The sequence below is a fragment of the Streptomyces sp. NBC_00376 genome (assembly GCF_036077095.1).
Lineage (GTDB): Bacteria > Actinomycetota > Actinomycetes > Streptomycetales > Streptomycetaceae > Streptomyces.
Genome location: NZ_CP107960.1, coordinates 390,047 through 411,384 on the forward strand (window position 1 = coordinate 390,047; position 21,338 = coordinate 411,384).

22 protein-coding genes and 1 pseudogene are annotated in these 21,338 nt (G+C 68.6%); 9 read left to right on the forward strand and 14 right to left on the reverse strand.

The window, feature by feature from the left end; translation table 11 throughout:
* Positions 1–35: 35 nt before the first annotated feature.
* A complete protein-coding gene (locus OG842_RS02030; RefSeq protein ID WP_266726865.1) occupies positions 36–722 on the reverse strand; it encodes a TetR/AcrR family transcriptional regulator in 687 nt (228 codons plus the stop codon).
* Between the two features lie 240 nt (positions 723–962).
* On the opposite strand from OG842_RS02030, the gene OG842_RS02035 reads away from it, so the two are divergent.
* From OG842_RS02035 to OG842_RS02050, 4 genes are read left to right on the forward strand one after another with little or no spacing between them, the layout of a single operon-like run.
* Positions 963–1,511, forward strand: coding sequence for a (2Fe-2S)-binding protein (locus OG842_RS02035; protein ID WP_266733384.1), 549 nt, complete (start codon positions 963–965; stop codon positions 1,509–1,511).
* Positions 1,508–2,500, forward strand: a complete 993-nt coding sequence (locus tag OG842_RS02040; RefSeq protein WP_266726867.1) for an FAD binding domain-containing protein — start codon at positions 1,508–1,510, stop codon at positions 2,498–2,500. The genes OG842_RS02035 and OG842_RS02040 overlap by 4 nt, the downstream gene beginning before the upstream one ends.
* A complete protein-coding gene (locus OG842_RS02045) occupies positions 2,497–4,689 on the forward strand; it encodes a xanthine dehydrogenase family protein molybdopterin-binding subunit (RefSeq protein WP_266726869.1) in 2,193 nt (730 codons plus the stop codon). The genes OG842_RS02040 and OG842_RS02045 overlap by 4 nt, the downstream gene beginning before the upstream one ends.
* A complete protein-coding gene (locus tag OG842_RS02050; protein ID WP_266726871.1) occupies positions 4,682–5,830 on the forward strand; it encodes an XdhC family protein in 1,149 nt (382 codons plus the stop codon). Before OG842_RS02045 ends, OG842_RS02050 begins: the two co-directional genes overlap by 8 nt.
* Positions 5,831–5,952: 122 nt before the next feature.
* Here the strand turns inward: OG842_RS02050 and OG842_RS02055 are convergent, their stop codons facing one another.
* Positions 5,953–6,582 (reverse strand): MarC family protein, encoded by a 630-nt coding sequence (locus OG842_RS02055; protein ID WP_266726873.1) that lies wholly within the window; start codon positions 6,580–6,582, stop codon positions 5,953–5,955.
* A gap of 223 nt (positions 6,583–6,805) precedes the next feature.
* On the opposite strand from OG842_RS02055, the gene OG842_RS02060 reads away from it, so the two are divergent.
* Complete coding sequence (locus OG842_RS02060) at positions 6,806–7,348, forward strand: nucleotidyltransferase domain-containing protein (RefSeq protein WP_266726875.1); 543 nt, start codon at positions 6,806–6,808, stop codon at positions 7,346–7,348.
* Positions 7,349–7,475: 127 nt separating this feature from the next.
* Here OG842_RS02060 and OG842_RS02065 read toward each other — a convergent pair whose 3' ends face one another.
* The 4 genes from OG842_RS02065 to OG842_RS02080 all read right to left on the reverse strand — a co-directional run bounded on the left by OG842_RS02065 (position 7,476) and on the right by OG842_RS02080 (position 10,866).
* Complete coding sequence (locus tag OG842_RS02065) at positions 7,476–7,934, reverse strand: hypothetical protein (protein WP_266726877.1); 459 nt, start codon at positions 7,932–7,934, stop codon at positions 7,476–7,478.
* Positions 7,935–8,199: 265 nt separating this feature from the next.
* Positions 8,200–9,228, reverse strand: a complete 1,029-nt coding sequence (locus OG842_RS02070; protein WP_328512075.1) for a hypothetical protein — start codon at positions 9,226–9,228, stop codon at positions 8,200–8,202.
* Between the two features lie 374 nt (positions 9,229–9,602).
* Positions 9,603–10,340, reverse strand: coding sequence for a class I SAM-dependent methyltransferase (locus OG842_RS02075; RefSeq protein WP_266726880.1), 738 nt, complete (start codon positions 10,338–10,340; stop codon positions 9,603–9,605).
* Between the two features lie 43 nt (positions 10,341–10,383).
* Entirely contained in the window at positions 10,384–10,866 is a 483-nt protein-coding gene (locus OG842_RS02080; RefSeq protein WP_266733386.1) for a hypothetical protein, read from the reverse strand.
* Between the two features lie 119 nt (positions 10,867–10,985).
* Between OG842_RS02080 and OG842_RS02085 the strand changes: the two genes are divergently transcribed.
* Positions 10,986–11,156, forward strand: a complete 171-nt coding sequence (locus OG842_RS02085) for a hypothetical protein (RefSeq protein ID WP_266733850.1) — start codon at positions 10,986–10,988, stop codon at positions 11,154–11,156.
* On the opposite strand, the gene OG842_RS02090 is transcribed toward OG842_RS02085, so the two are convergent.
* Positions 11,153–11,425 (reverse strand): DUF6112 family protein, encoded by a 273-nt coding sequence (locus OG842_RS02090; RefSeq protein ID WP_266726881.1) that lies wholly within the window; start codon positions 11,423–11,425, stop codon positions 11,153–11,155. The genes OG842_RS02085 and OG842_RS02090 overlap by 4 nt on opposite strands.
* 199 nt (positions 11,426–11,624) lie before the next feature.
* Between OG842_RS02090 and OG842_RS02095 the strand changes: the two genes are divergently transcribed.
* Positions 11,625–12,062, forward strand: coding sequence for a hypothetical protein (locus tag OG842_RS02095; RefSeq protein WP_266726883.1), 438 nt, complete (start codon positions 11,625–11,627; stop codon positions 12,060–12,062).
* A 43-nt stretch (positions 12,063–12,105) separates the two neighbouring features.
* Here the strand turns inward: OG842_RS02095 and OG842_RS02100 are convergent.
* The 4 genes and pseudogenes from OG842_RS02100 to OG842_RS02115 all read right to left on the reverse strand — a co-directional run.
* Positions 12,106–13,176: pseudogene (locus OG842_RS02100) on the reverse strand (IS630 family transposase); the annotation flags it as partial.
* Between the two features lie 174 nt (positions 13,177–13,350).
* The gene (locus tag OG842_RS02105; protein ID WP_266726885.1) at positions 13,351–14,001 is read right to left on the reverse strand and encodes a formylglycine-generating enzyme family protein; all 651 of its coding nucleotides are present in this window, start codon (positions 13,999–14,001) and stop codon (positions 13,351–13,353) included.
* A 225-nt stretch (positions 14,002–14,226) separates the two neighbouring features.
* A complete protein-coding gene (locus tag OG842_RS02110; protein WP_266726887.1) occupies positions 14,227–15,399 on the reverse strand; it encodes a serine hydrolase domain-containing protein in 1,173 nt (390 codons plus the stop codon).
* Between the two features lie 160 nt (positions 15,400–15,559).
* The gene (locus OG842_RS02115; protein WP_266726889.1) at positions 15,560–16,057 is read right to left on the reverse strand and encodes an NUDIX hydrolase; all 498 of its coding nucleotides are present in this window, start codon (positions 16,055–16,057) and stop codon (positions 15,560–15,562) included.
* A 99-nt stretch (positions 16,058–16,156) separates the two neighbouring features.
* Between OG842_RS02115 and OG842_RS02120 the strand changes: the two genes are divergently transcribed.
* Positions 16,157–16,888, forward strand: coding sequence for an SMI1/KNR4 family protein (locus OG842_RS02120; RefSeq protein ID WP_266726891.1), 732 nt, complete (start codon positions 16,157–16,159; stop codon positions 16,886–16,888).
* A 106-nt stretch (positions 16,889–16,994) separates the two neighbouring features.
* Here the strand turns inward: OG842_RS02120 and OG842_RS02125 are convergent, their stop codons facing one another.
* The 3 genes from OG842_RS02125 to OG842_RS02135 all read right to left on the reverse strand — a co-directional run bounded on the left by OG842_RS02125 (position 16,995) and on the right by OG842_RS02135 (position 19,688).
* Positions 16,995–17,585 (reverse strand): SMI1/KNR4 family protein, encoded by a 591-nt coding sequence (locus OG842_RS02125; RefSeq protein WP_266726893.1) that lies wholly within the window; start codon positions 17,583–17,585, stop codon positions 16,995–16,997.
* Positions 17,586–17,680: 95 nt separating this feature from the next.
* Entirely contained in the window at positions 17,681–18,004 is a 324-nt protein-coding gene (locus OG842_RS02130) for a hypothetical protein (RefSeq protein ID WP_266726895.1), read from the reverse strand.
* Positions 18,005–18,518: 514 nt separating this feature from the next.
* Positions 18,519–19,688 (reverse strand): S1 family peptidase, encoded by a 1,170-nt coding sequence (locus OG842_RS02135; RefSeq protein ID WP_266726897.1) that lies wholly within the window; start codon positions 19,686–19,688, stop codon positions 18,519–18,521.
* A gap of 334 nt (positions 19,689–20,022) precedes the next feature.
* On the opposite strand from OG842_RS02135, the gene OG842_RS02140 reads away from it, so the two are divergent.
* A complete protein-coding gene (locus OG842_RS02140; protein WP_266726899.1) occupies positions 20,023–21,336 on the forward strand; it encodes a nucleotidyl transferase AbiEii/AbiGii toxin family protein in 1,314 nt (437 codons plus the stop codon).
* Positions 21,337–21,338 lie beyond the last annotated feature (2 nt).

The window sequence follows — 21,338 nt, forward strand, 5'->3', positions numbered from 1 at the left end:
GCGTTGAACGAACGACCGGAATCCGGCCGGTACGGTCAGTCCGTTGCTCGTGCCACCCGCCCGGATCCGCCCGCTTCCGCCCCACCCGACGCGCGTACGCTCGCTTCCGTTTCGTCCGCCGCGCGGCCTCCCGCTCCGGGTGCCCCCGCCCGCAGGCCGTCCATCACAAGGTCCAGGAGCCGTGTGGCGCGCGGCTGCCAGTCGCTGTGCGGGTCGATCTGCCAGAGCCCGGCGATGGCGAGTACGAAGTCGTCGGGGGTCACACCCAGCCGGATGGTGCCGGCCTCCTCGTTCGCAGTCAGCAGCAGTGTGAGCGCTCTGGTCACCGGCCCGTGCCCCAGTTGGGCCAGGCTGCTGCCGCGGTTGCTGGTGGACTTGCGCAACGCGTCGGCCAGGCCTGCCTTGGCCATGGCGTACTGTGCGAGACGGTCCATCCACTCCCTCAGGGCCCGGTCGGGTGCGCGAGTGCTGAGCAGCTGGGCCGCTGTGTCCGCGACCTGCTGCATCTCGAAGCGGTAGACCTCCAGAACGAGGGCCTCGCGGTTGGGGAAGTTGCGGTAGAAGGTCCCCTGTCCGACGCACGCCTTCTTCGCGATGGTGCTCAACGGGGCATCCGCCGCCCGCGTCAGCTCTGCCAGTGCGACCTCCAGGATGCGCTCACGGTTGCGTTGCGCGTCCGGGCGCAGAGTCGCACCCTTCCCGTCCCGTGCCTCGTCCCGCATTCTTCCTCCTCCCTGAAGGGGCAGCCGAGTCCGGCCTTGCTGAGCGGACAGCTGTCCGCTAGGTTCGACGACAAGTGGACAACTGTCCGCTTGGACTCACCTTAGCGGCAGATCCGGCCGGTGTGGCTGACCTGCGCCCACCGTCTACGGTTCATTCGTTCTCATCGCCCGCTCCCTCCCGTAATGTCCACCGGGATCGTCTCGTTCGACGCGCATCAGCAACGCGGAAGAAGGCTGATCATGACTCAATCGACGTCCAGCGCCGTCACCCTGAACATCAATGGCGAGAAATACACACTGCCCGTCGACCATCGCACCACCCTGCTCGACGCCCTGCGTGAGCATCTCGACCTGACCGGTTCCAAGAAGGGCTGTGACCAGGGCCAATGTGGTGCCTGCACGGTGCTGCTCGATGGGCGTCGGGCGGTTTCCTGCCTTCAGCTCGCGGTCGCGGCGGAGGGGCGGGCGATCACCACCATCGAGGGCGTGGCCGATGGCGAGCGACTCCATCCGGTGCAGCAGGCCTTTCTCGACCTCGACGGCTATCAGTGCGGTTACTGCACACCCGGTCAGATCTGTTCGGCCATCGCGGTGATCGAGGAACACGCGGCGGGCTGGCCGAGCGCAGCGACCGACGATGTCCGGCCGGAAGCGGGGGTGCCCGTGCTCAGTGCCGAGGAAATCCGCGAGCGCATGAGCGGCAACCTGTGCCGCTGCGGCGCCTATGTGTCGATCGTGCAGGCAGTGGCGCAGGCTGCCGAGGTCCAGGGCAAGGAGAAAGCGGCATGAGGGAATTCGGTTACGAACGAGCCTTTGATGTTTCCGGCGCGGTCGCTCTGATCGGATCCGCCCCCGACGCCCGTTTCCTCAGCGGCGGCACCAACCTCGTGGATCTGATGAAGACCGGCGTGGAACGTCCCGCGCTCCTCGTCGACGTACGAGAACTCCCGCTCGACACTGTCGCGTTAGACCGCGACGGAAGGCTGCGGATCGGGGCGACCGTCACCAACAGCGATCTCGCGGCCCACCCCGATGTACGGCGTCACTACCCGGCATTGGCGCAGGCCGTACTGGCAGGCGCCTCGGGGCAGCTGCGCAACATGGCCACGGTCGGCGGGAATCTGCTCCAGCGGACCCGTTGCGGCTACTTCACCGACATCAGCAGGCCGTGCAACAAGCGCTCCCCCGGAAGCGGTTGTCCCGCCATCGACGGTGAGCACCACAACCACGCGATCCTCGGCGCGTCCGAGCACTGCATCGCCACCCATCCCTCGGACATGGCGGTTGCCCTCGCCGCTTTCGACGCCGTCATCTCGTACGAAACGGCCGACGGGCCGGGCGAGTTGCCGATCGGCGGGTTCTATCCGCCGGTGGGTGAGACGCCGCACGTCGAGACCGCCCTCCCGCCCGGCGCGCTGATCACCGGCGTCACTCTGCCGCCCGCGCCGGTCGCCGCCCGCTCGCGGTACCGGAAGGTGCGCGAGCGCGCCTCGTTCGCCTTCGCGATCGGCTCGGTCGCCGGCGCGCTCGATGTCCGGGACGGAGTCGTACACGAAGTACGTCTCGCGCTCGGGGCCGTCGCTTCGAGGCCGTGGCGGGCCCGTGCCGCCGAGCGAGTACTCATCGGCGGACCGGCGAGCGCGGAGGCGTTCGCCGCTGCGGCGGATGCCGAGCTGGCGGCCGCCGAGGCCCTTCCCGAGAACGGATACAAGGTGACCCTGATGCGCAACCTCATCGTGGCCGTGCTGACCGAGCTCACCGAGGAGGCCACCCGATGACGACGACGACCGGGGTCGCCGCCGTGACCGGCGCCATCGGCTCCGCCCGTACCCGGGTGGAGGGCCGCGACAAGGTGACCGGGGCTGCCCGCTACGCCGGGGAGGTTCCCTTCACCGAACTCGCCCACGGCTGGCTGGTCCTGTCGACCGTGGCCCGCGGCCGGATCCGCTCGGTGGAGGACGGCCCCGTCCTGGCCATGCCCGGCGTTCTGACCGTGCTGCACCACGGAAACGCGCCGCGCGTCGACATCGATTACATGGGCATGCTGGGGCGGCCGAACCCGGTCGTCGGGATCTTCCAGCACGACCGCGTGCCCTTCGCGGGCTGGCCGGTGGCGTTGGTGGTGGCCGAGACGTCCGAGCAGGCCAGGGAGGCCGCCGAGGCTCTGGTCGTCGAGTACGACGTGGAACCGCACGATGTCTCGTTCCATGCCGACCGTCCGGATGCCTACACGCCCGAGAGCACGCCGATGGTGCAGGCCGAGACGGAGAAGGGGGACGTCGAGGCCCGACTCGCCGCCTCCGCCGTCGTCGTGGACGCGGAGTACACCACGCCTGAGGAGCACCACAATCCGATGGAGCCGCATGCCGCCACGGCCCGCCGGAACGACGGCCGGCTCGATGTCGTCGACTCCAACCAGGGCAGCAGCTGGGTGGCGAGCGAGCTGGCGCAGCTCTTCTCCCTCGATCCGGCGGCCGTACGGGTCCGGTCGGAGCACGTCGGGGGCGCCTTCGGATCGAAGGGGCTGAGCCCGCATCAAGTGGCAGCCGTGATGGCCACGACCGTTCTCCACCGCCCGGTCCGTGTCGTGCTGACTCGCCGCCAGATGTTCTCCCTGATCGGCTACCGCAGCCCCACGGCGCAGCGGATCCGGCTCGGCGCCGACGCCGACGGCCGGCTGCGCGCGCTCGACCACCAGGCGCAGAGCCTCACGTCGACCGTGCACGAGTTCATCGAGTCGAGCGCCGTCCTGGGGCGTGTGCTGTACGACGCCGATGCGCATCACACCCTTCACCGGCTCGTGCGGCTCGACGTGCCGACCCCTACGTGGATGCGCGCACCGGGCGAGGCGCCCGGATCCTTCGCCCTCGAATCGGCCCTCGACGAGTTGGCCGAGATGTGCGGCGTGGACCCGATCGCGCTCCGCGCGCGCAACGAGCCCGAGGCGGGTCCCGTGTCCGGGCTGCCGTTCAGCAGCCGCAATGTGCTCGCCTGTTTCGAGGAGGGCGCACGCAGGTTCGACTGGGCGAACCGTGATCCTCGTCCCGGGCTGCGCCGTGAGGGGCGCTGGCTGCTGGGAACGGGAACGGCGGCGGCGACCTACCCCTCGGGGGTCGGGCCGTCCACCGCGGCCGTGACCGCCGAACCGGACGGCACCTTCACCGTACGGATCAACGCGGCGGATGTCGGGACCGGGGCGCGGACCGCGATGGCTCTGGTCGCGGCGGACACGCTGGGTGTGGATCCGCAATCCGTCCGGGTACGCATCGCGGACAGCGACCTCGGCCCGGCGATGATCGCCGGCGGCTCGATGGGAACGCGCTCCTGGGCGTGGGCGGTGACGATCGCCGCGGACGAACTGCGGGAGCGGCTGGCGCTGGGCGGCGGCATTCCGCCGGAGGGGATCACAGCCCGGTCGAACACCGCCGAGGCCATCGGCGCGCTCAGCGAGAAGGAGCGCCACTCCTTCGGTGCGCAGTTCGCAGAAGTCGCGGTGGATGTGGACACCGGTGAGGTGCGCGTACGACGGCTGCTCGGCATCTTCGCCGCAGGCACCATCGTCAATCCGCTCACCGCCCGCAGCCAGTTCATCGGCGGAATGACCTGGGGGCTTTCCATGGCGCTCCACGAGGAGGCGATCAGGGACCGGGCCTCGGGCGGCCATGTCGGCGCCGACCTCGCCGGGTACCACTTCGCCGCGCACGCCGACGTGCCGCTCATCGAGGCCGACTGGGTGGACGACCCCGTCCCGGGCGATCCGATCGGCATCAAGGGCATCGGCGAGATCGGCGTCGTGGGAGTCGCGGCCGCGATCGCCAACGCGGTGTGGCACGCGACCGGGGTACGCCACCGGGAGCTGCCGATCCGTCCGGACCGCATCCTTCGTGCGGCGGACGAGGCACGGGGCGGCGGGGCGGCGGTCGGGGCACGGGGCGGCCGGGCGGAGGGAGGAGCCCGGGGTGCTTGACATCGCCGAGGGGCTGAGCCGGTGGTTCGAGGAGGGCCGGGACTTCGCCGTCGCCACTGTCGTGGCCGTCAGCGGCAGCGCGCCGCGTGGTCCCGGCGCCGCCCTGGCCGTCGACGGTGAGGGCACCGTCATCGGTTCCGTCTCCGGCGGTTGCGTGGAAGGCGCGGTGTACGACCTGTGCGTCCGGGCGCTCCTGGACGGGCGCACGGTTCGCGAACGGTTCGGATACGACGACGAGGACGCCTTCGCGGTGGGACTCACCTGCGGCGGCGTCATCGACATCCTGGTCACACCGGTGCGCGCCGACGCATCGGTGTACCGGGCCGGGGTGTCGGCCGCGGGCCGAGGAGAGGCTGCGGCACTCGCCCGGGTGGCCCGGGGCCCGGCGGAACTGCTCGGGCGGGCGCTGCTCGTCCGCCCGGACGGATCGTACGAGGGCGGCCTCGGCGGAGAACCGGAACTGGACCGGACGGCTGCGGGGGAGGTCCGCGCGATGCTGGACACCGGCCGCACCGGCACCGTCGACGTCGCGGAGGACGGGTCGCGCTGTCCGGGCGGCGTGACACTGTTCGTGGAGTCGAGGGTGCCGCCGCCCCGGATGATCGTGTTCGGCGCCGTGGACTTCGCGACGGCGCTGGTACGGGCCGGCAAGTTCCTCGGCTACCACGTGACCGTGTGCGACGCCCGGCCGGTCTTCGCCACTCGGGCCCGCTTCCCCGAGGCCGACGAACTGGTGGTCGACTGGCCGCACCGCTTCCTCCGGCACACCACGACCGACGCACGAACCGTCCTGTGCGTGCTCACCCATGACGCCAAGTTCGACGTTCCTCTCCTCGAGACGGCCTTGCGGCTGCCGGTCGCGTTCGTCGGCGCGATGGGCTCACGCCGCACCCACGAGGACCGCGACCGCCGCCTGCGCGAAGTGGGCCTCACCAACCAGGAGTTGGCGCGCCTACGCTCCCCGATCGGCCTCGACCTCGGAGCCCGTACCCCCGAGGAGACCGCCTTGTCCATCGCGGCGGAGATCGTCGCGGCGTGCCATGGCGGGACGGGCGTTCCGCTGACCGGCTCGGGGACGCCGATCCACCATGATGTGGAGGGGGGAAGAGCAGGCGATTCCGTTTCCCGGGCGGCTGCATGACCTGACGGGAGGGGCATGGGCGGCTCGGCGGCCGGGCAGCCAGGTGGCTCGGCCGCAGAGCCCGCCCGAGGCGCGTCCGGGCTCCCTCCCCCCGGAGCGGCACGCCCGTGAGACCGTTCGTCTCAGTGGTCACGCCCGCTGAGCCCGACGCCGAGTTCCGCCAGGCCGTCGAGGACCAGGTCGATGCTGACTGCGGCGAGCAGAAGGCCCAGAAGCCGGCCGAGGAGTTCGAATGTCGCATGGTGCGTGGCGCGGAGAACACGTTCCAGGAGCAGGATGCAGACGAGGTCGAGCAGAATCACCGCCACGTAGGCACCGGCCACTGTGGAGCGCCAGGTCCAGGATGAACGTGCTGTGGCTTCGATGAGCAGTGCGGTCATGGCCAGCGGGCTGACGACGAACGGCACGAGGAGTTCGCGCATTCCGCTGGTCACATCGGGGGTGCCCTCGTCGGGGGCGTCCACTCCGGTCGGAATCCCCAGGACGAGGCCGACTGCGTAGAGAAAGAAGATGAGGCCGCCGGCGAGCAGGAGCGCGGGTGTGCTGATGTGGAACAGCTCCAGGAGCAACGGGGCGGTCAAGCTGGCCACCAGACCGATGAAGATCGCCGACCCGCAGGAAATGAAGGCGATGGTGCGCAGTTGGCGGGTCGGGTGCAGCTTGGCAAGGTGAGCGAAGGAGATCAGGACCTTGGGCGGCCCGACGACCGAGACGAAGGTGATCAGAGCGGCGGAGAAGGTGAGCGCGTTCACCTGCGAAATCTAGGTCGCTGGGCCCTGCTCCACGTGACAGGGCGCGGCTGGTGTCGCCCACTTCCCGCAGGTGTCGCGGTGCACAATATCGAACTCGGTTCCTGCGGACGCCCTGATCGCCGCAGCCAGGAATTCGGCACCGAAGCCGGTCTGCGGTCAGCGCAGCAGCGTGGATTCGTCGGGACGGAGCGCTGCCTGCCCCTGCCGCGTAGCCTGGCTGGCCATGGACAAGGGACGTGCAGGTCAGCAGCTACGCCTGATCGCCGAGTCGATGGACATTGCCGGTGCTCTTGGCATCTCGCTGTGGCTTCGTGGTGGATGGGCCATGGATTTCTTCCTCGGCGAGATCACCCGGGACCATGCGGACATCGACCGGTTCGTCTGGGCCGACGACGCCGGGTCGCTGGCCGAGGGTTTGCTGTCGCACGGCTGTCAACCGGTCCCGGGGTCGCCGCCCGACCTTCAGCTCGATTTCGCCAAGGACGGGCTGGAGAGCAGCTTTACGCTCCTGGACCGTGACTCGGCCGGCCATGTGGTGATTGCCGGGGGCCCCTGGGCCGGTGCGCCCTGGCCCGATGGCATGCTCGACTCAGGGCCGGGTCGCATCGGCGATCTCCGGTGTGCGGTCGTCGCCCCGCAGGCCCAGATCGAGATCAAGCGAATGACCCCGGTCTGGGATCCCTCACGACCTCGGCGGCCCAAGGACGCCGCAGACATCGCCCGGCTGCAGGGGGCCCTGCGCACACATGGCAAGCGGTCCGGGTGAGGTATTTGGGCGAGTGCCCGCTCGCGATCGCACGGTCGGCCCGCGACACCGCCCGCAGGCGGGGACACGGGCCGACCGCACCGTAGCCGTTTCAGCCAGGTACTTCACTCAGCGCGAAGGGGCCGACTCAGAACACGAACGGTCCGGGAGACTGAGCGGACGTCGCGTTGCAGGTCGCGGTGATACCGAAGACCACGACCTGGAGAGACTTGGCCGCCAGGCTGTCGCCCGCTGCCACGGTCCCCTTGAGCGGACCCGTCGACACCGGGCTTCCGGCGGGGATGGCGGGGTTGGCGTTGCCGGTGAACGTCACCGCTCCGGAGCCCTTGTTGGTGAGTGTGAGCGTTGATTTGACCGAGTTCGCCCCGACGCTGATCGGTGCCTTGATGGCGGACGTCGAGAGGTTGATGGTCGCGGCCGTGCCGCTCTGGGTGGCGGTGAGGGTCGCGCTGCCCGAGCCGTATACGCCGCAGTCGAAGTTGATGGTCGCGGTGGTGGGGGTGACCGCTTCAGCCGTGGGTGCCAGCGCGAGTGTGCCGGCGGCGAGAGCGGAACAGAAGCCGAGTCGCCGTATGCCATGCCTCATGGTGGTTGCCCTTCATGTGGGGGGACTACCGAATGTGAGGGGACTGCCGACGCGTTGATTCGACGTGCCGCGCCGGAATGCAGCAAACTCCTGACGAACCGTCAGGGGAGATCGCTTTCCCATTGAGGCACGACGACCTTGAAGCAACAAGGCACATCACCATGATTCTTGACATGCTACGGCCAAATCTGGTCACGCCTGAGAGAGCGCCCGGGGTTCGTCGGACTCACCGGGACCGTCATTTCCTGAGCATGGTTCCGCGCCGTCAGGAGGGCAGTCTCAGGTCGGTGCATCCATGGCGCTGAGCCGCACGTTCGGCAAAGGCACGGAGGGCCGTGCGTAGGTAGCCGTGCGGCGGGGCCGCGTACTCGGTGTCGTTGACGGTGAAGAGGGCGCGCGGGCCCGTGCCGCATTCGGCGCTCGCCCAGGCGCTGTGGCGATCGGCGCCCGCGTCGCCGTGGTAGCCACCGGATTCGTCGTCGTCGGAGGTCCGAAGGCGCTGCGCGTACGGGCCGAACGCGGCGCCGAACCAGTAGAGCTCCTCGTCCCACGCCTTCGTCTCGCCGAGCGCGCAGGTCTCCAGAAGGGCGGCGCCGGCCGCGGTGGTCTCACGGTGCCAGTCGACGGAGTCGTCGCCCGGAACGGGGACTCCTGCGCAGGTGCCGGTGGCGTTGCCGGGCTCCGGGCGATCGGGTTGCAGAGGGATGGGCTGCACGCCGGCACCGTGCGGGGCGCTGCAGGACCACCGCTCGGCGGCCCGCTGGGCGGTGGTCGTGGCCAGCCGGGCGATCTGCCGGGTCTCCCAGGCGTTCTCGTGCGACTCGTCGGCGCTCACGGTCACGACGAGGGAGGCGGGCCGGTCGGTGCAGTTGAGCACGATGCCGGTGTCGCGGAAATCGGTGTAGCCCTGCCAGCCACCACCGATGGCTACGGGCAGATGATCCGAACTCCCGTCGCGCAGCATCGCGAGCGGCTCACCGGAGAGGTTGCGGTTACGGACGTCGTCGTACGGAATCAGGGCGACGAGCAGCCGGGTGTCCGCCACTCCGCACTCGCTCCAGCGGTCGTCACCGGCACCGCCCGTGCGGTCCCCCGGCAGCCCGGGATCGATGGAGTACGAGGTCAGGGCTGCGGATTCGGCGACCGGAAGCAGACCCTCGCAGTACGTGGCGAGCCGGTCCTCGTACCGCCACCGTTTGCCGGTGTCGCTCACCCGGTACCAGCCGTAGCCGGCCGCGAGCAGAACAACCAGCGGCAGCGCGGCGTACAGCGCGATCCGGCGCATCATCTTCATCGGGCGTCGCCCTCCCGCGTATCGATCACGCGCCCTGCCTATCATCCGTGGCCCCGGGCCCGACACCCGCCGTAACCGAATTGGGCATCGCTGCGGGCTTTGAGCAGCGCAGATCACACCGTCCCACTGCGCATCGTGGGCATCCGTCTCCGGTCGGCCCGCAGGCCTGTCCGCCTGGAGATCCAAACGAAACCGCCGGTGTTCCCGGGATCATCCTCGGAGTCGTTCACGACGACACCGCTCGGGCAGAACGGACGCTCGCCGGGTGTTCGATGACGCCGTTGTGCCGCTTCAGAAGTGCCCTCAGCTGCGGATGGAGCGGGAATCCGAGTTGTGTTTCGAGCGCCGCGATCTCCCGCGCAGTACGCAGGCGGTCAGCCTTCGCCCCCGGGGCGCCGGGCGAGAAAGACGAACTCGCGCCCCGGGCGGTCTGGGGCGTCGCGGACGTCCTGCACCACGAAGCCCTGTGCAGCCAACTCCGTCTCGACCTCCCGCCGCTCGCGGAATCGCAACGTCGAATCCGATGTCAGTACCTGCCCGTCCGCGGCGAACACATAGGTCCAGCGGAAGGTCACCAGCGGCCCGCGCACTTCGAGCAGTTGGACCCAGCTCTCGACCCCACCGACTCCCGGCATCTCGGTCACGCCGTACGAGGCCTCGCGATTCCACTCCTCCCAGGCACGCCTGGCCGGATCCCGTGTCTCGAACACAAGGGTTCCGCCGGGCCGCAGTGCTTCGTACGCCCTCCGCAGGGTCGTCCGCCACTCCCGTGGGTCGACGATGGCCTGGGCGACATTGGCCGTCATGGTCGCGAGGTCGACCTGCAGCGGCGGAAGTGCTGTCACATCACCGGAGATCCAGCGCACCCGTTCACTGCCCGGCTTGCCCCGGGCCACATCGATGGCCGCGGTGGCCGGATCGACACCCACGACCTCGATGCCGCGGTCGGCCAGCAGAAGGGCGAACACTCCTGTACCGCAGCCGATGTCCAGGACCTGGCGAGCCCCGATCTGCTCGGCGAGACGGACGTAGGCGTCCAGATCGCCCCGATCGGGTTCGAGCGCGTCGTAGATCGCGGCGAGCCGGGGATGGATGAAGCACTCGTCAGCCATGGGGCAGAAGCTATGCCGGATCAGTGGCGGACGGCTACGCGATTTACGGAGCAGACCACTGGGCCGGCCACACGATCTGCCCGTCCGCGAACCCGATCACTTCCGGTATCAAGGATTCGTGGAACCTCAAGTGGCCGATCGAAACGACGTCGTCCACCTGCCGGTGGGTGTCCTGCACGCGCGCAGCAAGCCAGCGGAGCAGCTCGCCGACCTTTTCGAATTCGTCGGGGTGGATTTCCTGCCGGGAGGTCAGCGACCACCCCTTCCGCGGCAGGTCCGCGCGGCCCACCAGTGCCGACCCGAGCACACCACCGACCCGCCAGGCGGCACCACTGCCGGCCAGCAGTGGACGAGGTTCGTCCTCGACCACCGGTTCGCCCGCCTCGTCCTCCACCACGATCGGGAACTCGGTCACGATCGACAGGCTCTCCGGCTGCGGCCCGATTCCCAGGTGCCAGCGCAGTTCGGCCAGCTCCGGCTCGGAGAGCTCGTCCCGCAGATCGACCGATACCGCCAGCTCATACATGTCACTCACGCGACGCACCCTACAGAGGCCCGCTGCCATGGCGACCGGTGCCGGGGCGGGACCAAGGGGCGGGGGGCCGGGGACAGGGGGCAAGGGGCGCACGCGCTGCGCGTCACACCGTGGCGGCCGGCACCGCCTTGTTCGCCTTCCTCGTGCCGGTACTGGCCGGCTACATCCCGTACGGCATGGCGGACCGGCCCGCGCTCGTCCCCGGCTTCGTGGGCGGCGCCATCGCGCTCACCTCAGTGGTGCCGGCCGCAGAGGGCGAGGGCGCGGAGGCCGCGGTCTAGTTCACGGCCTGGCCGACGGTCCAGAAGAAGTTGATCAGCGTGACCGCCGCTCCGCACAGGATCGCGGCACCGCACGAGACCAGCACCCCGGTCTTGCCACGGGACGCGAGATGAGGGTTGCTGCTGTTGGCTCCGAAACCCCAGACGATCGCCGAGATGATGAGCGCGAGCACGCTCAGGAACAGGCCGACGGTCATCACCGCGCCCACGATGTCGCGCAACTGCGCGATCCCCGGAAGCCCGCTACTGTTGGGGTCAATATCGATCACGGCTTGGTCCTCCTGTCGGCGTGCGGACGTGGCTCGTCCGACAGACAGGTGCACCGACCGAGCCCATCCGCGACCGCAGACGGCGACCCCATCGGGACGGGGCGATGCGACGGAGGTCGGGAATGGCCGCGACGTACAATCGCAGTGAAGGCGAAGCGCCAGGCCGAGATTCCGGCACCGGTGTGAGGGAGGGGTCAGGATGTTCGGTTCGAAGAAGAAGCTCAACGATCTGATGGCGCAGCTCAGGCCCGACCTGAGTCGGGAATCGCTCGGCGTCGGGCCCGACTTCCCGGGCGTCGCCCCGAACCCGCTCCTGAGCAGTGATGCACGGAAGCGCAATGCGGAACTGCGTACGGGGGCGCTTGCGCTCGGCGTTCTCGTCGACTGGCGGGAGGTCAACGGCAATCCACGCGTGGTCCTGATGTTCGACGTGGAGACCGCCGACGGCATCTCGTTCCGCGGTATCGCAGACGAAGACCTCACGATCACCGAGCTCACCCGACTCGCCCCAGGACAGACATTGCCCGTGCGCTACCGGCCGGCCGTCATGGACCACTACGTCGCCCTTGCCCGGGACGCGGACCCCGCCCACGTGCAGCAGCTCTCTGACGAGATCGCGAGCCGCAAGCGGACCTGACCCGAAGCCATTGGCCGGATCCCTGGTCTTCTGAGTCAGGAATTCTGTTCAGATAACTGGCGAGGCGTTCGAGGATCTCGTCTGCGGTCTTGGTCCCGACGTAGGGCCTGGGGTCGGTGTTCCATGCGGCGATCCAGGTCCGGATGTCCTTCTCCAGGGCCTGGACGGATCTGTGGACGCCTCGTGTTATCTGCTTGTTCGTCAGCTCGGCAAACCATCGCTCCACCAGGTTGAGCCAGGACGATCCGGTGGGTGTGAAGTGCAGGTGGAACCGTGGGTGTGCCAGTAGCCAGGTCTTGATGGCCGGGGTCTTGTGGGTGGCGTAGTTGTCAAGCACCAGGTGGACCTCGAGGCCGGCCGGGACTTCCTTGTCGAGCTTGATGAGGAACTTCTTGAACTCCTCGGCGCGGTGGCGGCGGTGCAGGGAACCGATCACCTTGCCGGTGGCGACCTCCAGGGCGGCGAACAGGGTGGTGGTGCCGGCGCGTACGTAGTCGTGGGTGGTCCGCTGCGGAACGCCGGGCATCATCGGCAGCACCGGCTGAGAGCGGTCCAGGGCCTGGATCTGCGACTTCTCGTCGACGCAGAACACCAGAGCTCTCTCAGGCGGGTCCAGGTAGAGGCCGACGACGTCGTGGACCTTGTCGATGAAGTACGGATCCGTCGACAGCAGAGACGTCTCCGAGCGGTGCGGCTGGAGGCCGAACGCCCGCCAGATCCGCGACACGGTCGACTGCGACAGGCCCAGTTCCTTCGCCATCGAACGCGTCGACCAGTGGGTTGCATTCTTCGGCGTGGACTCCAGGGTTCTGGCGACCAGCGCCGCCACCTGCTCGTCCGTCACTGTCGGCGGGCCACCCGGACGCGGCATGTCACCCAGCCCGGCAATTCGATACTGCACGAACCGGGACCGCCAGCGGCCCACCGCATGAGGTGTGGACCCGAGTTGAGCGGCCACGTCCTTGTTCGAGGCACCCTGGGCGCAGGCCAGGACAATCCGACACCGCAGGGCCCACGCCTGCGGTGTCGAACGGCGCCGCACCCACCCCTCGAGAGCAGCCCGCTCCTCGTCCGACAACGTCAACTCAGCCTTCGGCCGCCCCGTCCGTGCCATAAGGCAAGCCTACACATCTGAACAGAATTCCTGACTCAGAAGACTAGGAGCCATCCACGCTCCTAGACCGCGACCTCGATGCGACGCCAACGCCGTAAGCCCGGCTGTTCTTCGACTGCGATGGTGTGCCGGGGTCCGCAACGCTTCCGGAAACGGCCTTCTCTCCTCACCGGCTCACACCGTTCGCGCGAGCCGGAACCCCAGGTCGTCGATGCGGAAGGTCGGATGGCTCTTGCGGCGGCACGACGCCCGGCAGCTTCGGGGCCGGTCGAATCCGCCCCCGCCACGGAATACGCGGTACGGGCCGTAGACCTCGGGATCATAGAGGTCCCAGCACCACTCCCACACGTTGCCGATCATGTCGTGGAGGCCCCAGGCGTTCGGCGTCCTGGTCGCGACGTCGTGCACCTCGCCGCCGGAGTTCCCGTGGTGCCAGGCGATCTCGTCCAGGTCCCCGTAGCGAACGCCGGAGGTTCCGGCTCGGCATGCGTACTCCCACTCCGCCTCGGACGGGAGTCGATAGCCGTCGGCCCGCCAGTCGCAGACCGCGTCCAGCCCGTCGGGGCCGTCGCCCGTCGAGTAGCAGGGCCGGAGCCCCGCCTCCTGCGAGAGCAGGTTGCAGAACCGGACAGCGTCGTTCCACGAGATCTCGGTCACCGGCGTACGCGGACCGGCCGAACTCGCGGGCACCTCGCCCCGAACCGCGAGGTACAGCTCGCGGGTCACAGGATACGGCGCCAGTCGGAAGGCACCGACCTCCACCTTCCAGTCCGTCCGAGTGCCTTCGTCACGCAGAATGATCTCCCCGGCGGGAATGGCTCTCATGCCCTCGGCATTCGCCTGACGAAGTACGGATCCCACGCTCATCTCAGCTCCCCATGTGCTCCGGCGCATCACACCGGTGCGCCGGACCAGCAGCCTCGCGGACCGTTGCCGCGTGCTGACGTCCCCTGAGCAACTGACCATACAGACGGGGAGAAATCGGCGAGTGCTGGGCCACGTCCCGGGCGCCGGTGCTGGGGCCACGGGTCACAGGCCATGAGCCACGAGTCAGGAGTTACGGGTGAGCAGGTCGGCGACCCTGGCGACCATCTGGGTCTCCTCGCCGTTGCGTGGGGTCGTCGGCTGGTGAGCGAGTACGAAGCGGCGCCGCTGGTCACGAGTGGAGAAGGCGGCGTTCTTGTACCCGTACGTCTCCCCGGTCTTGCCCCAGAGCGTGGTGCCGTTGACGGTGGCCTGTTGCAACCCCGAGCTGTAGCGGGCGGGAGACCCGTCGAGCATCCGCACATCGGCCGGCGGCAGGGTGAACATCAGCCGGAGCAGATCCGGAGGAAGCAGTTCGCCGGAGAACAGCGCGACGAGCAGGCGGTCGATGTCGCCCGTGGTGGAGATCATGTCGCCTTCGCCCCGGGCGGACGACTGGTCGTACGTCGTGATGTCCCGCAGGCGGCCGTCGGCCATCGTCAGGTAGCCGTGCACGTGGGGACCGTGGATGCGAGGGTCTTCGCCGGGCACGACGATGTGCTCCAGACCGAGCGGGCGGAGGATGCGGGCCTCGACCGCCTCCCGGTAGGGACGGCCGGTCACGTTGTCGATGATCAGTGCGGCCAGTGAGTAGTTGATCCCGCGGTACTCCTGTCGAGTGCCCGGGGTGAACTTCAGCGGCCCGTGCGTCGCCGTCGCCACCCACTCCCGCGGCGTCCAGTGGTCGAAGCGGTGACGGAACACTTCTTCCGCGGTCTCCGGCTCGGGGATGCCGACGTGGTCGGGCAGACCGCTGGTGTGGTTCAGCAGATGGGCCACGGTGACGCCCGAGAAGCCGGCCGGCAGCCACCCCGGCAGAAGGCGCGCAACCGGCGCGTCCAGCTCGACCCGGCCCTCCCCCACCAGTTGCAGCAGCACCGTGGCGACAAAGACCTTGGTGATGCTGCCGATCCGGACCTTGTCCCCTGCCCTCACCGGCCGCCGCGTCCCGACATCCGCCATACCCGAGGTGCCGTACCAGTGTCCGGCCGCGCCGCCGACCCGCAACTGGGCCGCGGTCGACGGCGGGTGCTCCAGGTCGTCGATAGCGGCCTGCAGGGCGGTGAGGTCCAGCGGCGGGAGCGAATCGGACGAGGCATCGGCGCGGGGTAGGGGCAGCGCCGCGGTGGCGAGCAGCGCTGCCGTTCCCGACAAGGCAGCGCCTACAACGGTCCTTCGAGTCAAGCCTGTTGAAGTCATGTCCAGCAGGCTGTCAGGCGACCACGCGCCCTGACATCAGGTACTCCCCGGAGCGATCCCCGAGTCCTCCCTGAGCCCTCCTGCACACTGGCCCTGATTCTCGTTCGACGGCAACGCCACACCTCACCCCCTCCACTACCGACCAGCACGCCGAAGTCGGTCAGGGTGCGCTCGGCCGACTACGCGGAATGTCCGCACCACGGCCGTCGGAAGACATCAACGTGTTCCAGAGAGGATCGATGCGCCCCAGCCAGACGTCCTGTTCGTCCGCCAACGGGTACTTCAGGGGGAGGGGCACGAAAGAGCAGGCGAAGGTGAGATCGGCGTCGTCGTCATCCCCACCGACCCTGTGCTCCCACGAGTCAGGGGTATCGGCCGGTGCCCGGAGGTGGAAGAAGGTGGTCCTGCGCGGTAGTCGCGTATCGGGGTGAGGCTTGTCCTCCACGGCGATCTGCCGGACCACCGCGACGTCCGACAGCCCGGTTTCTTCAGCGACTTCCCGCAGGACGGCCTGATCCAACTCCTCGTCGGATGCCACTCCTCCTGCGGGCACCTGAGTTCCGGCGGCCGGAGTTCCGACATGGTCGAAAACCAATAATTCGGGTACGGCACGATGCCGGATCACGTATGCGGCAACACGGATCCTGGGTCGGGTCATCCACCCATCATCCGACAGCATCGACGCCGGCCTCGCACGGTTTTCGGGGTGTGGGCTCAGCACGTACGGTGCGCTCGGCCTGGCCGATATCGTCCTCGTATGACGCATGAGTTCGACATGGTTCAATCCCTCGCCGTCGGCACTGGGAGCCGCAGTGGCGCTTGGCAGTTCATCCAAGGGTTCGTCGCGAACTGGGCGGAGCCGCTCGGCGATGACGACGGCTGGACCGAGGCCGACCTCGTGGCAGCGGAGAAAAGGCTGGGAGTCCAGCTGCCTCGGACGCTTCGTGACGGCTACCTGCTGTTCGGCCGCCGTCGGGATCTCACCAGAAATCATGACGTCCTGCTGAGTCCGTCCGAACTCCATGTGGACGATTCAGAGGAAGCCCTGGTCTTCCGGCACGAGAACCAGGGTGCCGCCTCCTGGGGGATTCTCCTGGAAGCGCTGGGCGAAGAAGATCCCGCTGTATTCATCAGGGCCGATCTGGCCGACAAGGCCGCCGAACATTGGGAGGGTTGGCTTGAGCGGCTCTCCTTGGCCTTTATCGATATCGTTCTCTCGGAGTTCTTGCAGGCGGACGACGAGTACTGTGATTTCCTGGACGTCTTCGACGATCAGGGCATTGAGACGCTGGAGCGGGTCTGCACTCGGCTGCCTTTCCCTGCCTATCCTGTGGGCGAGGCAGAACCCGGAATCCGCTGGTTCCTCGAGGATGACGTCCTGGTGCGTGACGACGGCGGAATGGCCGTCCTGGCGCGCGGCCGTACGGCAGAGGGCATCAACAGAATTCGCGATCTGGTCCCTGGTGACTGGTTGAACGACCCCCGCTGACGACCGGACCCGCGATGAGCCCGACCAAGTTCTCATCGGTGGTCAAGGTGGTTGTATTGCGAGCGGGCTGCCGGACCGGCTCCAACCGGCGCCGGCCCGGTCGCGATCACCAGCCGACCAGATCCATGGAGTTGCGAGCGAGCCAGTCCGTGAACGACACGGGGTAACCATCCAGGTTCAAAGGAAGGATCTGGTCGCAGGTGGCCCGGCCGTCGAACCACAGAGAGCCCCGGTGCGGACCGGTGACAACGAGCAGGGTCGAGAAGCCACAGCCGTTGTCCTGGATAAATACAGCGCCGGCAGTCCTGCGCTCCTGGAACACCCCGTACTCGGCGTCCCACTGCTTCCACGCCGCCTGGTAGGCGTCGTGATCCGGAAAGTCCGGCGCCTGCGGCTCACGTGCGTCCAGCTCATCCTCGTACGCACGGTAGGAGTCGGGATGCGGGAAGTCAGTGGTGAGCAAGTGGTAGTTGGCGCTTGAGTCCCCATGCCAGCCCCAGCCCGCCGCGGATTGGCACAACCGGTTCACCACACCGCCGGCGCTCTGCCGGAGCAAGTACTCCCGGTACTGGTCCGGGAACACGATGCCCAGCTCCGCCTCCGCTTCGCAGATCTCCGCCTCGGACAGTGGTGGTGGGGAAATGACCTGCCGCGCGGGAGGAGAGCCGCACTCGTAGGAGCGCCGCCCACGAGCCATGCGTTGGTCCTCCGCCATCCAATCGGTCGTCGTGGCGGTGAGGACAGACGCACGCGATTCTTCAGGACTCTGCCATGACATGGATGCGATCCGATCTACTGGAGGTCCGTACTTGCTTGGCGGCGCCAGTCCCATCCGGGGTAACGGTCCACCAGCGTGAGGAACTCGCTCGCCTGCAGGATCTCGTGGTGATTGGTGTCGACAAGGCCGTCGACACCGGGCAGGACGTCGCGGAGGAAGGCCCGGGCCGCGTCCATGGACTGGCACGACACGTAGACCGCGTACGGTTCCCCGATCCGGGTCGTCACCTGCTCGATCTCCTCCGGCTCGTAGTCCGCCAGGATCCCACCCGAGAGGTCGATGCAGTACGAGTACCCGTGCCGGTACAGCCTTTCGTCACCCGTCACGGGATCCGGCACGAGCTCAAGGGAACGGATGCGCCCCTCAAACGACGGGCGTCGCTTCGCAGGGACGAGAATGATCACAGATGGCCAGGACACGCGTTCACCTCCCCCAGCGACCGTAGTCGAGCAGTCCCCTCGGGTCGCCAGATTTTCCGTCCGGCGAAGCGGCTTCTTCACCGAGGAGAAAGGTGCTGGCCCCGGGACAGCCCTTTGGGCCGCGGCGCCGGCCGAAGCACGCCGTCCGCGCCGACCGGAAAGGCGAACGGCTCGATCGGCTCCACCGCCGGCCGCTCGGAGACCCGGTCGTCGAAGCCGGCCCGTGAACCGACCCGGCAGCCACCGCTGCCGGCCCGGACCCCGGCCCTCAGGTCGGCCGGTCCCACTGCGGAACTCGACGACCTCAAGGGTTCCGGTCTGCCAGTTGTCCCGCGTGAAGGGCCTGCCGCATCCGAGCGACTACGCCCGTGCCGCGCGGCAGGCCCTCACGGTGGGATCCGGGCGGACCGGGTCGAGCCCGCCCGGCGTGGCGTCAGGCTGTGTGCAGTGTCAGCCCGTACCGGTTCAGGATCTCGTTGATCGGCTGGTGCCAGGTCTCCCCGCCGCTGGTGCAGTTGCCCCAGCCGCCGGACGTGACTCCCTGGGCCTGGTCCCCGCTGATGAACGAGCCGCCCGAATCTCCCGGCTCGGCGCAGACGCTCGTCTTGGTCATCTGGTGAACCGCGCCCTGGCTGTAGTTCACCGTCTCGTTCGTGGCCAGCACGTTGCCGCAGTGCCAGTGGCTCGTGGAGCCGGAGCGACATACCGAGGCGCCGATGGGTGCCTCTGCGGAGCCCCGCACCAACTGGTCCGAGACGGTGCCCCAGCCGAGTACGACGGGGACGGTCCACCAGCCGTTGCCGACACTCACCCAGGCGTAGTCGTCGCCGGGGAAGGACGACCCCTGGAAGTTGCCGATGGCCGAACGGTCCCATCCGCTGACCGCGGCGCCCGTCTGTCCGCAATGGCCTGCCGTGACGAAGCCACCGTGCACGGAGAAGCCGATGGAACACCGGACGTTGCCCGTGTAGTAGGGATCGCCGCCCACGGTTCCGGCAGCGAAGGTTCTGGGCCCTTCGGGAGTCTGCTTCACCTGCACGGGGCCGGCCTTGCGGGCCCGTTCGACGAAGGTGCGGACATCGTTGTCATACGCCGCCGAAGCGACAACGTCGATGACGACCCGGTTGGCCTTCGGGTCCACGTGCCAGCTGCTGACACCTGCCGGTGCCGCGAGTCCGTCGATCCGGGCCTTGGCCGCGTCGAGCTGCCGCACGCTGTGGCGCACCTGCCGGGCGGATGCCCCCAAGGCGCGTACGGCGGCCGACTTCCGGCCGTCGGTCACCGCCACGGCGAGCCTGCCGGTGGCCGGATCGAACCAGGAACCGGCGTAGGAGGAACCGGCGGCCCGTCGCGCCTTGTCCTGTAAAGCGGTTGCCGTCTTCTCCGCGGCCAGCCGCGCCCTGGCCTGGCTTTCCGTCAGGCCGAGGTCTCGCCGCATGGCGGCGAACAGTCCTGCGGACGCCGGCGCCTCACCGGCCGTGGAGCGGGGTGTTGCGGGAGGTGGGTCCACGGTGGCGGCGGATGCCGGGCCGGAGGCAAGCCCCACAGTCGCCCAGGCTCCGACGACCAGTGCGGCGGCCAGGCTCGTTCGCAGCGCGTTCATACATCTCAAGACAGTGGCCCTTCTGTTGTTCCGAAATCGCGGGGAGGAACAGCAGGCGTCCGAGAGCTCAGATCTGAGAGCGCTCTCAGAGTGTGCCGCAACGGACTGTAACGCAGCATCACTATCAGGTCCATGCCAATGAACGAACGCCCCTGGATCGTTGGACGACAGGTGCTTGCCGTTGCGGAGGCTCCTGCCCATCAGGCCCGGACCCACCGCTCTCGAACCCGGCGCGGACACCTATGCTCGCGTCAGATGATCGAGCGTGCCCGATGTCTCGGTGTCCACCACATGCCCCGCGAAAAGCAGCGCGCCCTCCCGCAGGAGCCTCACCATGACATCTTCCGCCGACGGATCCACCGCCTGGAGCAGGTTGTGGACGGAGACCTCGCAGGTCCCGCATGCGCCCCTCGACGAGGAGACGCGGCGCAGATCAGACTTTCCGGACACGTTGCTGCCCGCACCGGACGGCATGAATCATCCACTGATCTTCGAGCCCGCTCTGAAGCAGTTCGCCAATGCCTACCGGTCCGGAGAGCCGCTCTTCGGCGAGGACCGGGAAGAGGTGGGGCAGGCCTGGCATCGGGCGCGGCGTACCGTACTGGACACGGTGCTCGCGTCCGTAGCGGACGGCCCGTGGGGTAACCGTCTGGTGCTGCGTGGGAGCGTGTTGATGGCCACGTGGTTCGGGGAGGCCGCCCGTGATCCGGGAGATCTGGACTTCCTCTTCGTGCCCCGGGACTGGGGCATGGACGACCCTCGTGCCACGGGTCTCTTCGACGCGATCGCCCGGGACGCGGCAGCTGCGGCCGCCGCCCATGGCTCGGTACGGATCGACGCGGCGGGCCTGGTGACCGAGGACATCTGGACGTACGACCGGGTTCCGGGCCGGCGCATGCTGCTTCCGTGGACGGCGGACGGAGTGCCCGGCGGGACCGTACAGCTCGACGTGGTGTTCAACGAGACCCTGCCCTCTCCCGCCGTGCTCACCGAGCTTCAGCCGCTGGGAGACGGACCGGGTTGCCGGGTGCAGGCGGTGTCGCCCGAGCTGTCACTCGCCTGGAAGTTGCTGTGGCTGATCACCGACGCGTATCCGCAGGGCAAGGATCTGTACGACGCCGTGCTGCTCGCGGAACGCACCCTGCCGAGTTACGAACTGGTGCGGGAAGCCTTCGTTCTCGGCGGGACCGAGGGACTGCGGCCCGTCGGCGCCTGGTGGCTCCACGAGTTGGGGGTGACCGATTGGGAGCACTTCACCACCGAACACCCGTGGGTCACGGAGAGCGCGACGAGCTACTGCGAACGCCTCACGCGGGCGCTGGCGCCGCTGCTGGAGACGGCGGAGCGGCCGGACAGGGCGGACTCGGATGTATCGGACCAGTACCGGCAGTGGGCCCGGTGGCTGCAACCACTGGTGGAATCCACGCGCGCCGCAGCCGCGGAGGATCCTGCCGCCGTACTCGGGTTTCTGGCCGAGGGCGGGTGGGACGGGCTGAAGGCGGCCGTCGTGGTCGTACGCGAGATCGCCGGGCCTCGGCGTCTCGGCCCGGCGGAGGCACTCGCCAGTGTCCTGTCCCACGAGCGTAGTTGGCGGTACTGGCGGAACCATCCCGAGGCCTGCGACCAAGCCCTCGACGAGCTGAACTGATC

Bases quoted from the DNA above. Each gene is read 5' to 3' on its own strand.
- OG842_RS02045 (WP_266726869.1), top strand. From the start codon at position 2,497: ATGACGACGACGACCGGGGTCGCCGCCGTGACCGGCGCCATCGGCTCC.
- OG842_RS02095 (WP_266726883.1), top strand. From the start codon at position 11,625: ATGTTCGGTTCGAAGAAGAAGCTCAACGATCTGATGGCGCAGCTCAGG.
- OG842_RS02080 (WP_266733386.1), bottom strand. From the start codon at position 10,866: ATGTATGAGCTGGCGGTATCGGTCGATCTGCGGGACGAGCTCTCCGAG.
- OG842_RS02140 (WP_266726899.1), top strand. From the start codon at position 20,023: ATGACATCTTCCGCCGACGGATCCACCGCCTGGAGCAGGTTGTGGACG.
- OG842_RS02075 (WP_266726880.1), bottom strand. From the start codon at position 10,340: ATGGCTGACGAGTGCTTCATCCATCCCCGGCTCGCCGCGATCTACGAC.
- OG842_RS02030 (WP_266726865.1), bottom strand. From the start codon at position 722: ATGCGGGACGAGGCACGGGACGGGAAGGGTGCGACTCTGCGCCCGGAC.
- OG842_RS02040 (WP_266726867.1), top strand. From the start codon at position 1,508: ATGAGGGAATTCGGTTACGAACGAGCCTTTGATGTTTCCGGCGCGGTC.
- OG842_RS02035 (WP_266733384.1), top strand. From the start codon at position 963: ATGACTCAATCGACGTCCAGCGCCGTCACCCTGAACATCAATGGCGAG.
- OG842_RS02065 (WP_266726877.1), bottom strand. From the start codon at position 7,934: ATGAGGCATGGCATACGGCGACTCGGCTTCTGTTCCGCTCTCGCCGCC.
- OG842_RS02070 (WP_328512075.1), bottom strand. From the start codon at position 9,228: ATGAAGATGATGCGCCGGATCGCGCTGTACGCCGCGCTGCCGCTGGTT.
- OG842_RS02105 (WP_266726885.1), bottom strand. From the start codon at position 14,001: ATGAGAGCCATTCCCGCCGGGGAGATCATTCTGCGTGACGAAGGCACT.
- OG842_RS02110 (WP_266726887.1), bottom strand. From the start codon at position 15,399: ATGACTTCAACAGGCTTGACTCGAAGGACCGTTGTAGGCGCTGCCTTG.
- OG842_RS02120 (WP_266726891.1), top strand. From the start codon at position 16,157: ATGACGCATGAGTTCGACATGGTTCAATCCCTCGCCGTCGGCACTGGG.
- OG842_RS02125 (WP_266726893.1), bottom strand. From the start codon at position 17,585: ATGGCTCGTGGGCGGCGCTCCTACGAGTGCGGCTCTCCTCCCGCGCGG.
- OG842_RS02115 (WP_266726889.1), bottom strand. From the start codon at position 16,057: ATGACCCGACCCAGGATCCGTGTTGCCGCATACGTGATCCGGCATCGT.
- OG842_RS02135 (WP_266726897.1), bottom strand. From the start codon at position 19,688: ATGAACGCGCTGCGAACGAGCCTGGCCGCCGCACTGGTCGTCGGAGCC.
- OG842_RS02060 (WP_266726875.1), top strand. From the start codon at position 6,806: ATGGACAAGGGACGTGCAGGTCAGCAGCTACGCCTGATCGCCGAGTCG.